The 13,927-nt window shown below is 46.3% G+C and carries 13 protein-coding genes; 4 read left to right on the top strand and 9 right to left on the bottom strand.

Features of this window, described 5'->3' with window-relative positions:
- Positions 1-4 precede the first annotated feature (4 nt).
- Both glgD and BUB85_RS02635 read right to left on the bottom strand, forming a co-directional pair.
- Positions 5-1,123 carry a glucose-1-phosphate adenylyltransferase subunit GlgD gene (gene glgD / locus BUB85_RS02640; protein ID WP_073104578.1) on the bottom strand — a complete coding sequence of 373 codons (1,119 nt, stop codon included), beginning with the start codon at positions 1,121-1,123 and terminating at the stop codon, positions 5-7.
- The gene (locus BUB85_RS02635; protein WP_073104577.1) at positions 1,120-2,394 is read right to left on the bottom strand and encodes a glucose-1-phosphate adenylyltransferase; all 1,275 of its coding nucleotides are present in this window, start codon (positions 2,392-2,394) and stop codon (positions 1,120-1,122) included. Before BUB85_RS02635 ends, glgD begins: the two co-directional genes overlap by 4 nt.
- Positions 2,395-2,601: 207 nt before the next feature.
- Between BUB85_RS02635 and murC the strand changes: the two genes are divergently transcribed.
- The 4 genes from murC to BUB85_RS02615 all read left to right on the top strand — a co-directional run bounded on the left by murC (position 2,602) and on the right by BUB85_RS02615 (position 7,394).
- Positions 2,602-3,978: a UDP-N-acetylmuramate--L-alanine ligase gene (gene murC, locus BUB85_RS02630; protein WP_073104574.1), complete on the top strand. Its 1,377-nt coding sequence runs from the start codon at positions 2,602-2,604 to the stop codon at positions 3,976-3,978.
- A gap of 108 nt (positions 3,979-4,086) precedes the next feature.
- The gene (locus BUB85_RS02625) at positions 4,087-5,157 is read left to right on the top strand and encodes a DnaD domain protein (RefSeq protein WP_073104572.1); all 1,071 of its coding nucleotides are present in this window, start codon (positions 4,087-4,089) and stop codon (positions 5,155-5,157) included.
- A 13-nt stretch (positions 5,158-5,170) separates the two neighbouring features.
- Positions 5,171-6,172, top strand: a complete 1,002-nt coding sequence (locus tag BUB85_RS02620) for an ATP-binding protein (RefSeq protein ID WP_073104570.1) — start codon at positions 5,171-5,173, stop codon at positions 6,170-6,172.
- A 31-nt stretch (positions 6,173-6,203) separates the two neighbouring features.
- Complete coding sequence (locus BUB85_RS02615; protein WP_073104568.1) at positions 6,204-7,394, top strand: ribose-phosphate pyrophosphokinase; 1,191 nt, start codon at positions 6,204-6,206, stop codon at positions 7,392-7,394.
- A gap of 275 nt (positions 7,395-7,669) precedes the next feature.
- Here the strand turns inward: BUB85_RS02615 and BUB85_RS02610 are convergent, their stop codons facing one another.
- From BUB85_RS02610 to BUB85_RS02580, 7 genes are read right to left on the bottom strand one after another with little or no spacing between them, the layout of a single operon-like run.
- A complete protein-coding gene (locus BUB85_RS02610; RefSeq protein ID WP_073104566.1) occupies positions 7,670-8,326 on the bottom strand; it encodes a V-type ATP synthase subunit D in 657 nt (218 codons plus the stop codon).
- An 18-nt stretch (positions 8,327-8,344) separates the two neighbouring features.
- Positions 8,345-9,718: a V-type ATP synthase subunit B gene (locus tag BUB85_RS02605; protein WP_073104564.1), complete on the bottom strand. Its 1,374-nt coding sequence runs from the start codon at positions 9,716-9,718 to the stop codon at positions 8,345-8,347.
- A gap of 2 nt (positions 9,719-9,720) precedes the next feature.
- Positions 9,721-11,490, bottom strand: a complete 1,770-nt coding sequence (locus tag BUB85_RS02600; protein WP_073104563.1) for a V-type ATP synthase subunit A — start codon at positions 11,488-11,490, stop codon at positions 9,721-9,723.
- A 31-nt stretch (positions 11,491-11,521) separates the two neighbouring features.
- Positions 11,522-11,839, bottom strand: coding sequence for a V-type ATP synthase subunit F (locus BUB85_RS02595; RefSeq protein WP_073104561.1), 318 nt, complete (start codon positions 11,837-11,839; stop codon positions 11,522-11,524).
- Complete coding sequence (locus tag BUB85_RS02590) at positions 11,832-12,803, bottom strand: V0D/AC39 family V-type ATPase subunit (protein WP_073104560.1); 972 nt, start codon at positions 12,801-12,803, stop codon at positions 11,832-11,834. The genes BUB85_RS02595 and BUB85_RS02590 overlap by 8 nt, the downstream gene beginning before the upstream one ends.
- A gap of 27 nt (positions 12,804-12,830) precedes the next feature.
- Positions 12,831-13,421: a V-type ATP synthase subunit E gene (locus BUB85_RS02585; RefSeq protein WP_073104559.1), complete on the bottom strand. Its 591-nt coding sequence runs from the start codon at positions 13,419-13,421 to the stop codon at positions 12,831-12,833.
- Positions 13,422-13,434: 13 nt separating this feature from the next.
- Positions 13,435-13,926 (bottom strand): V-type ATP synthase subunit K, encoded by a 492-nt coding sequence (locus BUB85_RS02580; protein WP_073104557.1) that lies wholly within the window; start codon positions 13,924-13,926, stop codon positions 13,435-13,437.
- Position 13,927: the final 1 nt, after the last annotated feature.

Genomic DNA, 13,927 nt, shown 5'->3' with positions numbered 1-13,927 from the left:
TGAACTATACTGCGTATCGTTCATTCTTCTCTATAACCACCTTCACACCGTTTTCACCGACGTGACGAGTGTTCGCACGAATTGTGTCACGACTCTCAACAATGCAGTTCTCAATGTATGTGTTATCCCCCAGATACACATCGTTCAAGATAATTGAGTTCTTAATCACACAGTTATTGCCGACAAATGTCTTTTTGAAGAGAATGGAATTTTCAACGGTACCGTTGATAATACTTCCGCTTGCAATCAGACTGTTCTTCACGACAGAGCCTTCGTTGTACTTCACCGGTGGCAGATCGCCAACCTTGGAGTAAACTTCCGGCAGATCCTTAAAGAAATAATTGCGAACTTCCGGTTTCAAAAAGTCCATGTTTGTCTGGTAATACGCATCCACTGTTGAAATATTGCTCCAGTAGCTATTTATCTTATAACCATATATCTTTTTCAGATTCTTATAACGAATCAAGATATCGGTCACAAAATCATGCCTGTCCTCCTCTGCACAATGCTCCACCAGATCAATCAGCTGTCTTCTTCTGATCACATAGATTCCGGTTGAAATTGTGTTGGAGTTCGCCACCATTGGCTTTTCTTCGAACTCTTCGATTCTCGCGCTCTCATTCATGCGTATGGTTCCAAAACGGGTTGCATCTTCTCCCGCCTCCAGTTCCTTGCACACAACCGTGATGTCCGCTTTCTTGGCGATATGATACTCCAGTACCTTATTATAGTCCATCTTGTAGACAGCGTCACCTGAGGTAATAATCACATACGGCTCGTGACATCTCTTCAGGAAATCAAGGTTCTGATAGATTGCATCTGCCGTGCCGCGATACCAGTATCCGTTGTCGGAGGTAATCGTCGGTGTGAACACATACAGACCGCCCTGCTTTCTTCCGAAATTCCACCATTTGGAAGAATTCAGGTGCTCATTCAGAGATCTGGCATTGTACTGTGTCAGCACTGCCACTTTCTGGACATGGGAATTGGTCATGTTGCTCAGCGCAAAATCGATTGCCCTGTAGCTTCCTGCCACCGGCATAGCCGCCACGGCACGCTTTGTCGTCAATTCCTGCATCTTCCTGTTGTTTCCGCCTGCTAATATTATTCCTACTGCTCTCATACGCGCTCACCTGCCTTTATTAATGTCTCTCCGCTTGCAAGTACTCCGCCAGGATAATCTTCTTTGGTTGTAACTCCACTGATTGCAACATTGACACCGATCTGTACGTTGGACGGTATCACTGAATTTTCTCCTATCGTCGCAAGTCCGCCAGCATAAATCTGAGGTTTTTCCTTATTCGGCACATCACTTCCGACTCCGATGGTCACATTGTCACCAACCACGGTGTCCTCCGCGATGATCGCCTTATCGATCACACAATTCTCTCCGAGTACCACATCCCGCATGATAATGGAATCACGCACGATCGTGCCCTTGCCGACCGTAACACCTGCACCCAGAACAGATTTCCGCACCTCGCCGTAGATCTCGGAAGAATTGCTGATAATACTCTTCTCAATCACAGACTCCTCGGAAATGTACTGCGGCGGAAGATTTGAGCTGTTCGTATAGATTCTCCAGAATTCCTCATACAGATTAAATTCCGGCACGATATCAATCAGCTCCATATTCGCCTCCCAGTAAGAGCTCAGCGTTCCGACGTCCTTCCAGTAACCATTATACTCGTAGGCGAACAGACGCTTGTCATTCTCAAAGCAATACGGAATGATATGTTTACCGAAATCACAATTCGGCTGATCTGAGAGTTTGATCAGAGCGTCCTTCAGAACCGGCCAGCTAAATATGTAGATTCCCATGGATGCCAGATTGCTGCTCGGCTTCTCCGGCTTCTCCTCGAACTCACTGATCCTGCCTTCATCATCTGTCACCACAATACCGAAACGGCTGGCTTCTTCCATAGGAACCGGCATCGCTGCTATCGTGACATCTGCATTGTTTGCTTTATGGTAGTCCAGCATCACCTCGTAATCCATCTTATAGATATGATCACCGGACAGAATCAATACGTAGTCCGGATTATAAGTCTCCATGTAATCAAGATTCTGATAAATCGCATTTGCAGTACCTGTATACCACTCACTGTTCGTACTCTTCTCGTATGGTGGCAGAATCGAAACTCCTCCAATATTTCGATCCAAATCCCACGGAATACCGATTCCGATATGAGTGTTCAACCGTAATGGCTGATACTGTGTTAATACACCTACTGTGTCCACCCCGGAATTGATGCAGTTGCTGAGCGGAAAATCAATGATTCGGTATTTTCCACCGAATGCCACCGCTGGTTTTGCCACTTTTGATGTCAAAACCCCCAATCGGCTGCCTTGTCCTCCTGCGAGTAACATGGCTATCATCTCTTTTTTAATCATGTCATCACCTCATTTCTAGTTAGTTGTTTTATTATAGCATATTTTTCGTATCAGTGAACATATTTTACAAAGAATTTCTTTGTCGCAATTTGTTTTTGTTAAAATTGCACAAAAATATACCCTTGGAATTTTCACTATATATAGTATAATATAAAAGATAGTTTAAAGATATGATTAATTTTAAGAAATGGGAGGAATGGGAACTATATGTACAAAATAGATTTTCAAAAACCAATTCATATTCACTTTATCGGAATCGGCGGTATCAGCATGAGCGGGCTCGCTGAGATCCTGTTAGAAGAAGGCTTTACCGTATCCGGCTCGGATTCCAAAGAATCCGCACTCACAGATCAGCTCGCATCCCGCGGTGTCCAGATCATCATCGGACAGAAGGCCGCAAACATTACCGATGATATCGATGCTGTTGTCTACACCGCTGCGATTCAGCGCGACAATGCGGAGTTGATCGAGGCTGTGGCCAAGAAGGTTCCCATGCTCACCCGGGCTGAACTTTTAGGACAGCTCATGAAGAACTATGATACACCAATTGCAGTTTCCGGTACACATGGAAAAACTACCACTACTTCCATGATTTCCCACATACTGCTCGAGGGGAAACTGGATCCCACGATCTCGGTCGGCGGTATTCTTCAGGCAATCGGCGGAAATATCCGCGTCGGCAGTTCCGGTACTTTTATCACAGAGGCCTGCGAATACACAAACAGTTTTCTCCACTTCTTTCCAAAGATCAGCGTTATTCTGAACATAGAAGAGGATCACCTTGACTTTTTCAAGGATCTGGAGGACATCCGTCAATCCTTCCGCCAGTTCGCAGCTCTGCTGCCATCAGACGGAACGCTTGTCATCAACGGTGACATTACCGATTACGAAGAGATTTTTGAGGGACTTGACTGCAGTGTCATCACTTACGGAACTTCCTCAAAGCTTAATTACTGTGCGCGCGACATTACATATGGAGAGAGAGGCAACGTCTCTTTTGATTTATTAAAGAATGGAAAGAAGACCGACCACATCACACTCTCTGTAAACGGAGACCACAATGTATCCAACGCTCTCTCCGCAATCGCTGTCGCAGATCTTCTCGCCATCCCGATGGAGACCACCAAGGCCGGACTTCTCGCATTCCATGGGACGGACCGCCGCTTTGAGTACAAGGGCATGATGGAGGGCGTGACCATCGTGGACGATTACGCGCACCATCCGACAGAGATCACCGCTACACTCAAGGCTGCAAAGCACTATCCGCACAAAAAGCTCTGGTGTGTATTCCAGCCGCATACTTACACAAGAACCAAGGCGTTCTTCCACGAGTTTGCCGACGCGCTGTCCCATGCGGATCACGTGATTCTGGCCGATATCTATGCCGCAAGAGAGACCGATACCCTGGGGATTTCCTCCAGTGATCTGGCAAAAGCCATCCGGGATCTCGGTGCCGATGCAACGTATTTTCCGAATTTTGCGGAGATTGAGAATTACCTGAAAGAAAATTGTTCTTCCGGCGATTTGTTGATAACTATGGGGGCCGGAGACGTCGTAAACATCGGCGAAGATCTTTTAAAATAAGAGTTATCCACAGTTTTCACATTCCCTTATCCACAAAAAAACGATTGTCTCTATCCTCTAAAATGATATAATACATCTACCAAACAATTTTAGAGGGCAGGGATAACCATGAAGACATTATCATTAAAGAATAAATACCAATCAAATGCTACCATCATTTCCAATGATTTTATCGATCATTGCATGATTAAAGCGAACGGCGAATTTGTAAAGGTTTACCTTTTTCTGCTGCGCCATCTGAACGATCCTTGTTCGAATCTGACGATCGCCACGATCGCAGACTGTCTTGACAACACAGAGAAAGACATTCTCCGTGCATTCAAATACTGGGAAAAAGAGGGACTATTCCATCTGGAGCGGGATGCCGATCAGAAGATCATCGGTGTCGAGCTTGAAAAAGCCCCTGTACTGGCGTGTGCCGGCAGCGCTCCCACAGAGCCTGTCCACAGTTTACCTTCGCCGAAGAGCGAAGCTTGCATGAGTCCTGCCACCGATTCTCCGATCACTCCGGAGGCTGCCCCGCAAAAGGCAATTGCGCTGGATTCTTTTAAAGCGCAGAAGGAACTAAAATCTCTGCTCTTTATCGCAGAACAGTATCTTGGAAAAACATTGACCAAGACTGATATTGAGACGATTACATATTTTTATGATGGATTAGGTTTTTCTGCTGATCTGATCGAATATCTGATCGAGTCTTGTGTGGAAAACGGACATAAAAGCATTCATTACATACAGAAAGTAGCACTCTCCTGGTCTGATTCACACATTCACACTGTCGAGGACGCCAAGGCGAGAGCGCTCACCTACAACAAAAACTGCTATACCGTGTTGAACGCTTTCGGAATCAAGGGACGGGCTCCGGCACCCGCAGAGGTCGCCTACATCAACAAGTGGACCGGCGAATACGGATTTTCCCTGGATATTGTTCAGGAGGCCTGTGCGCGCACAATTTCCGTGACGCATCAGCCAAGCTTTGAATATACCGATACCATTTTAAAGAGATGGTTCGAGAACAACGTTCACCACCTGACCGACATAAGTGCACTCGACGCTGCTTATCAGAAGTCAAAACAGAGTAAAAAAGCGTCCGGCAAAAAAGCCGTGACCAAATCAAATAACTTTGAGGGACGCACCTATGATATGGATTCTCTCGAAGAACAACTGCTGAACAGTAATTAAAAAGGAGTCTACCGTGGCACTGAAATCATCACAATATGACATGATTATGCGCGATTATGAACAGAAACAGTTACATAACCGCAATGTTTTAGAGGAACGCTATCAGAAAGTGTATTCCCGGATACCGGAATATAAGGACTTAGATGATTCCATAGCCATTCTTTCCGTGCAATACGGAAAAAAACTGCTCAATGGTGATGACCACGCTGTCACCTCTCTCAAGGAGGAGCTCGCCATCCTGCGCAACAGCAAGGAGCACCTGCTGGAGAGTGCAGGTTTTCCCGCCGGGTATCTCGATCCGGTCTACACCTGCCCCGACTGTCAGGACACCGGGTATATCGGGAATAAGAAATGCCATTGTTTTAAAAAAGCAATTACCAATCTACTATATGCGCAATCCAATCTGCAGGAGATTTTAAAAATCGAAAATTTCGATACCTTCTCTCTGGATTATTATTCAAAAAATCACATAGACCCCAAAAGCAAACGTTCTTCCTACGACATTATGGAAGATGCGCTTGCCGCCTGCAAGAACTTTGTCACCACCTTCGGAACAGATTTTCAGAATCTTTTTCTTTACGGTGACACCGGTATTGGAAAAACGTTTCTTTCCAACTGTATTGCAAAGGCTCTTATGGATGAGGCCTTCTCTGTGATTTATTTTTCTGCGTCCGAACTGTTCCACGTCATGGCCCAGAGCACATTTGACAAGGATGTCGACGCAACGAATATGTATGACTACATTTTCAACTGTGATCTGCTGATTATCGATGATCTGGGAACTGAGCTCACCAATTCTTTTGTGACATCACAGCTCTTTTCCTGTGTCAATGACCGATTGCTGGATCGGAAATCGACAATCATATCAACCAATCTCTCACTGGAGTCATTGGTCGATATTTACTCAGAGCGGACATTTTCAAGAATTACCAGTAATTACACCATGTTAAAATTAGTTGGTGATGATATACGACTAAAAAAGAAATTAAGGAACGTACAGTCCAAAACCAAATAATATGGTGTGGACAGGAAGGAGAATTAACAACATGTTACGTCGAACAGAAAGAACTTTAGAAAATATACCGGTAGGTGCACTCGGGCTCATCCCTCTGCCTGGATGCGACGAGATGGGCGCCAAAGTCAATGATTACCTCGTGCGGTGGAGAAAAGAAAGCTCGATCGAGCACAAGGAGGATATTGCTTTTTCCGGTTACGAAAGAGATAATTATATTATCAATTCGAGTGTGCCGAGATTTGGATCCGGGGAGGCCAAGGGAATCATCAACGAATCCGTCCGGGGAAAAGATCTCTATCTTATGGTCGACGTCTGTAACTACAGCATGACTTACTCGCTTTCCGGCCGCACCAACCATATGTCCCCAGATGACCACTATCAGAACCTGAAGCGTATCATTGCCGCAGTAGGCGGAAAGGGACGCCGTATCAACGTCATTATGCCATTCCTCTACGAGAGCCGTCAGCACAAGCGCAGCGGCCGTGAATCACTGGACTGTGCTATTGCACTCCAGGAACTGGTTCACATGGGCGTGGATAACATTATCACCTTTGACGCCCACGATCCGCGTGTTCAGAATGCAATTCCCTTCAGTGGATTTGAGACTGTGCCGTCTGCCTATCAGTTCATCAAAGGACTTCTCAGAGAGGTCAAGGACCTTCAGATCGACAGCGATCATATGATGGCGATCAGCCCAGACGAGGGTGGAACCCACCGTGCGGTTTATCTCGCCAACGTGCTCGGTCTCGACATGGGTATGTTCTATAAACGCCGCGACTACACACAGATTATCGATGGACGCAACCCGATCGTTGCACACGAGTTCCTCGGAAGCTCTGTGGAGGGCAAGGATGTCATTATCATCGATGACATGATTTCTTCCGGCGACAGCATCCTCGAGGTCGCAGAAGAGTTAAAACGCCGCAAGGCAAAACGTGTTTTTGCCGCTGCCACCTTCGGACTTTTCACAAACGGTCTCGACAAGTTTGACCAGGCCTACGAGGAGGGACTCATCTCCGGAATCCTCACCACCAACCTGATCTACCAGACACCGGAGCTTTTGAGCAAACCATATTACATCGACTGTGATATGAGCAAATACATTGCACTGATTATCGATACCCTCAACCACGACGGTTCCATCAGCAGCATTCTGAGCCCGAATGAACGGATTCAGCATGTATTGCAGATGTATCGCAACGGGGAGGAAATTTCGCTGTAATATATGCGGAATTTCGGTCTGCTGGTTGTAATCCAGTTGTACGGGTCTGCCTGGAGATCACCATGTATTTCCTTACAGAAAAAAAACAAGTGGTGCTTTGGACACATTTTCTATTAAAACATCGCACCATTCAACAAATTTAACAACCAAAAAAACAAGCTGTGCTTTCGCACCGCTTGTTTTTTTGTCAGGAGACACCGTCCAATCGGCAAGCTTGGCAACGTGGCTGAATCAGCCGCTATTGCCAGTTGTGCCTCATGAATTGTCCTCCCACATTATTTTTTACTATATCCATGAGCCTCTTCAAGCATCATGTCTTTCACCTTCATCAATCGAACGGTCGTACTTCTGTCGTTCTCGTCCAGCTTCATAGTAATAAACTTAATATTTGTTTCTGTCTCCGGAATAATTACGTGCTCCAGAGCGTTAACTCTACGTCTGGTCTTCTCGATCTCAGCCGCCATCATCTGGCAGCCCTTTTCGATTTCAGCGAGACGCAGCATATCCGGCAGAATGTCTGCCAGCGACTTTACTGCACCGTCCAGATCGCTGGATGTGAACGCAAATCCATAGGAATAGATGTCGTTCGTATCCGCAGTTCTGGTCTGGTATTCAAACGTTGGGACATTTACGCTCATGACGTTCTTTTCACCAACACCTAAATTCACTTCCTGTTTCGGCGCCATCAGTGCTGTGTTCAATGCTGCTCCTGACATACCCGCCTTTGCGATAACAAAGTTCTTGTTCGCAGAGAGAATTCCAGCTTCTACCTTCTCACGCAATGCCATGTTCTCCCGAACCAGGTCAAGATACTGGCGCATGAGTTCATCCCGCTTATCTTTCAAAAGCTTATGGCCTTTTATGGCTGTCACTTTTTTCTTTTTTAATCTGTTCAACTCCATACGGGTTGGATTGATTTGTGTAGATGCCAAATGTACTCACCTCTCCCCTTAGTGTTTTCCGTAGTGCTCATCCAAGAACTTATCATCGATACGTTTCAACTCTGCTCTCGGAAGCATAGAAAGAAGTTTCCATCCGATATCAAGAGTCTCCTCGATTGAACGGTCTGTATTATATCCCTGTGAAACGTATTCGTTTTCAAATGCATCTGCAAATTTTGCATACAGGATATCGATGTCTGTCAATGCGGCCTCACCAAGGATTACCATCAACTCTTTTGCATCTTTACCACGCGCATAAGCTGCGAATAACTGGTTCAGCGTATTGGAATGATCTGCTCTTGTCTTACCGTCACCGATACCTTTATCTTTCAGACGTGAAAGAGAAGGAAGTACATCGATCGGAGGTGTTACACCTTTACGATACAGGTCACGGCTCAGAATGATCTGGCCCTCTGTGATGTATCCTGTAAGGTCAGGGATTGGATGTGTCTTATCATCCTCGGGCATGGTCAGAATCGGGATCATTGTGATACTTCCGTTCTTTCCATTCTGACGTCCTGCTCTCTCATATAAACAAGCAAGGTCAGTGTACATGTATCCAGGATATCCACGACGTCCAGGTACCTCTTTACGTGCGGCAGAAACCTCACGAAGTGCATCCGCGTAGTTTGTGATATCTGTCATAATAACAAGTACATGCATGTCTTTTTCAAACGCAAGGTACTCCGCTGCGGTCAGAGCCATACGCGGTGTAGCGATACGCTCGATAGCAGGGTCATTTGCAAGGTTTACAAACAGAACCGTTCTGTCGATTGCTCCTGTCTCCTTGAAACTCTCAATAAAGAAGTTAGACTCCTCAAATGTAATACCCATTGCAGCAAATACAACGGCGAAGTTCTCATCTGTACCGCGAACTTTTGCCTGTCTTGCAATCTGTGCTGCCAGATTCTGATGTGGAAGACCTGATGCTGAGAAGATTGGAAGTTTCTGTCCACGAACCAGTGTGTTCAGTCCGTCGATTGCAGATACTCCTGTCTGGATAAACTCCTCCGGGTAGCTTCTCGCTGCCGGGTTCATCGCCAGACCATTGATGTCCATACGTGCCTCCGGCAGGATCTCCGGACCGTCATCGATCGGATTACCTACACCGTCAAATACACGTCCCAGCATGTCTTCCGACACACCGAGTTCCATGGTTCTTCCCAGGAAACGTACTTTACTGTTGGACAGATTGATACCTGTTGCACTCTCATACAGCTGTACAAGAGCGTTACTTCCGTCAATCTCAAGTACTTTACAACGACGAGTCTCACCGCTTGCCAGCTCGATCTCACCTAATTCATCAAAAAATACACCTTCTACGCCTTCTACCATCATCAGAGGACCGGCAACTTCTTTTATGGTTCTATATTCTTTTGGCATTTCTAGAAGTCCTCCTTCCCAATTGTATTGGCAATTTCCATACTCAGCTCTTCGCTGATTTTCTTAAACTCTTCATCGATATCTGTTTCCAATGTATATTTGTAACGACCGATTCTCTCACGAACCGCCAGCCCAATCAGAGCACCCATCGGAGCACCCTCATCCAATGCAGCGATCGCTTCATCATAGTAAGCCATTACAAGCTTCATCATCAGATACTGTTTTCTCAGTGATGTATACGTATCGATCTCGTGGAATGAGTTCTGATGCAGGAAGTCCTCACGGATAGAGCGGGCTGCTTCCATCTTCAGACGGTCAACCGGTCCCAGTGCATCCATACCTACCATCTTAACGATCTCGTCGAGCTCTGCCTCATCCTGCAGTAAGCTCATCATCTTCTGACGGCAATCCATCCAGTCGGCCTCAACATTTTCATTGAACCATGCCTCCATATCGTCCAGATACAGAGAGTAGCTGTTCAGCCAGTTGATAGCCGGGAAATGTCTCTTATAAGCAAGTGCTGAATCCAGACCCCAGAATACCTTTACGATACGGAGTGTTGCCTGGGATACAGGCTCGGAAATATCACCGCCCGGAGGAGAAACGGCACCGATAACTGACAGTGCGCCTTCTCTGCCTTCTTTACCTAATGAAACAACATGTCCTGCTCTCTCGTAGAACTGTGCAAGACGGCTGCCCAGATATGCAGGGTAACCTTCCTCACCAGGCATCTCTTCCAGACGTCCTGACATCTCTCGAAGTGCCTCAGCCCAACGTGATGTAGAGTCCGCCATCAGTGCTACGGAATATCCCATGTCACGGAAATACTCAGCGATTGTGATACCTGTATAAATTGAAGCCTCACGGGCCGCAACAGGCATATCGGATGTGTTTGCGATCAGAACCGTTCTCTGCATCAGAGACTGGCCTGTCTTTGGATCCTTCAATTCCGGGAATTCGTTCAGAACGTCCGTCATCTCATTTCCACGCTCACCACAGCCAATGTATACTACGATATCCGCTTCAGCCCATTTTGCAAGCTGATGCTGGATTACTGTCTTACCACTTCCGAACGGTCCGGGAACGGCTGCAACACCACCCTTTGCGATCGGGAAAAATGCATCTACTACACGCTGACCTGTTACGAGCGGCATCTGTGGCGGAAGTTTTTTCTGATACGGACGACCTTTACGAACCGGCCATTTCTGCATCATTGTCAACTCTTTATCGCCATCTTCTGTCGTCACAACGGCAACAACGTCTTCTACTGTGAACTCTCCGGATTTAATCTCCTTGATCGTTCCTTTGACTCCATAAGGAATCATAATCTTCTGCTGTACAACCTGTGTCTCCTGTACTGTACCGAAGATATCTCCTGCTTCTACTTCGTCGCCTACTTTTGCTGTTGGTACAAACTCCCACTTCAGATCTCTCTTCAGAGAAGGAACTTCCACACCACGCTTCAGGCTGTTTCCGCCGGATACTTTCATGATATCATCCAGAGGTCTCTGGATACCATCATAAATACTTGTGATCAGACCAGGTCCAAGCTCTACGGACATTGGAACTTCCATAGATACTACCGGTTCTCCCGGTCCAAGGCCTGATGTCTCCTCGTATACCTGCACAGAAGCTTCGTCTCCGTGCATCTCAATGATCTCACCAATCAGTCTCTGATTACTTACACGAACAACGTCGAACATGTTCGCATCGCGCATTCCCTCAGCGATTACCAGAGGTCCTGCTACTTTTTTTATCGTGCCCTTACTCATTTGGACGAATCACCCACCTTTACTTTTCGATTTAGTTACTGAATAAAATATCAGAGCCGACTGCCTGTTCAACAGTTGCTTTTACCCCCTGTACTCCAGCTCCCGTGTTACCGGAAACGCCCGGAATCAGGATAATGGATGGTGTAATCTGTTCTTGATATTTCTCAATTTCTCTTGTCAGCTCAGCCGCCACAGCCTCGGTAATATAGATAATTCCATATTGGCCGCCTGCCAGCTGATGCAGTTTTTCCTTTGCTTCTTCCGGGGTACTTACAGGGACGATGCTGAGACCCAGAGTAGCGAATCCATAGATACTGTCATAATCGCCCATCACTGCAATCTTATACATACATCTCCCTTACCCTTTCCCGAATCGCCTCATCGGAAAAGCCATTCTGTTTTCCGGATAAAATGATTCGTATTGTTTTTATCTCATTCTCTCTCGCCAATACGTACGCGAAGAGAGGTCCTACTGAAAATGATTCGTATTTCTGTGGCTGCATGGTTTGCATCATGCGATTGTCACACCAGCGTTCAAATGCTGATGAGGACTCGTCCAGAGCTTTCGCTCCTTCTGAGTATGCAGTTCCCATAAGATACTCTCTTATGGCATCCGCGCCGCTAAGCGCTGCCTTCGACAACTGATCCACGCTAATACTATTACATTCCGCCATTGCACGCTTCATAAAGTCTAACGATTTTCCGGTCTTCTGTGAACGAACAGCAATCTTAATATCTGCTATCGCCACAGTGGACTCTGCATAATCCCGGACGATATCGTCCTTCGCTGCCTTGCCCGCCGCATAAACCGCATCCAGCGTCGCTTTGTCAATGATCACATCGCATAGCTGTCCATCCCGTGTATGAAGCAATGTGTCATACGCCTCCTGCGCCACCGCCACCATGTTTGCCGGCAGACGTGAAAATTCTTTTTTTCTCACAATATCAAGCATCTCCGCACCCGAAATGGAACAATCATCATAGAATATTCCCGGATTCTCCGTCTCGGTGCAGACCTCCTTGATCGCCGCCTTCAGATTGTGAAACAGATTCGGATAGGAAAGCACATCAAAGACGGACATATCTACTGCCACCTCTTCCATCACCTTCCAGATCTTTGCCTCTTCACACTCCATCATAGCCTCGACATCCAGTGATGCATTCACATCACCCCAGCCTTTTTCACTCAGAAACTGCAGACACTGCTGCTCCGTCTCGCAAGCCATAAGCTGGTCGATTGCCGCCTTGTTAAACAATGACACTTCCAAAGCCCGTATGCGCGCAACTGCGTAAGTATATCTTATATCAGTCATGATAATCCTCCTTGCTTTATGTTGCGCTTAAAATAATATCTTGTGAACCGCGTCGGATAACTCATCCTTTTTCGCGTCAAAAATTGCGCGCAGTGTACAGTTTTCTTCGATACCGCCGTACACCAGGACAAAGCCGCCAACCATGTCTTTTCCTTCTTTTGCTAACTTCAGAGTTCCACCTTTGGCTTGGGCGATCTTACTGATCTCCCCCTCAAAGCCTGCCGGCAATCTCTTCAGATCTGATTCCGAAAAGTAAATCTCTCCATCCTCTGCCAATGAATACTTTTCCAACATCTTGCGAATCATGTCAAAATAGCTTGCATCATCAATATTTTTCAGCTTTTCATATGCTTTTTCAAGTACGTTTGAAATAACCTCACCCTTGGCCTGCAGAAGCGCTTTCTTCTTCTGATGGTCACATGAGGATTCAGCACGTTCATTCAGTTTTGCAACCTCTGTCTGCGCTTTAGCTGAGATGGACTCGCCTTCTTTTGCTGCCGCATCCATAGCATCCTGTATGATCTTGTCAGCCTTTGCATTTGCCTCAGCAAGTTTTCCATCGGCGGAGTGATTAGCTTCTTCCAGGATCTGATCCTTTATTTTATCTAATCCGCTCATTTATTACTCTCCTTTACGCTACAGAAATGTTACTTACTGAAAGAATAGAAATCAAAAGTGCCAGGATGGCATATGTCTCAACCATTGCAGGGAAAAGCATTGCTTTACCAAACTGATCCGGTTTCTTTGCTACGATTCCGATTGCTGCTGCAGATGTCATTCCCTGATATTTACCGGAAATCAAACCAACGATTCCGATTGGGAGACAAGCTGCAAGAATCATAAGACCTGTCTGTGGGTCAATTGCTGCAAGGCTGCCGCCGAGAAGACCGATCTTAGACAATGTGATAAATCCTACCAGCAGACCGTAGATACCCTGTGTACCAGGAAGAAGCTGCATGATCAGAACCTTTGCAAACTGGTTTGGATCCTCCGCTACTACTCCCGATGCTGCCTGACCTGCGATACCTACTCCGATTGCTGAACCTGCTCCTGCAAGAAATACAGCTGCTGCTGCGCCAAGAAGCGCATAAACAATTCCTAAATTACCCCAAATACCTTCCATT

The organism is Hespellia stercorisuis DSM 15480 (assembly GCF_900142165.1).
Taxonomy (GTDB): Bacteria; Bacillota; Clostridia; order Lachnospirales; family Lachnospiraceae; genus Hespellia; species Hespellia stercorisuis.
Note: the sequence above shows the minus strand (reverse complement) of the source record. Positions and strands in the feature narration are given on the sequence as shown.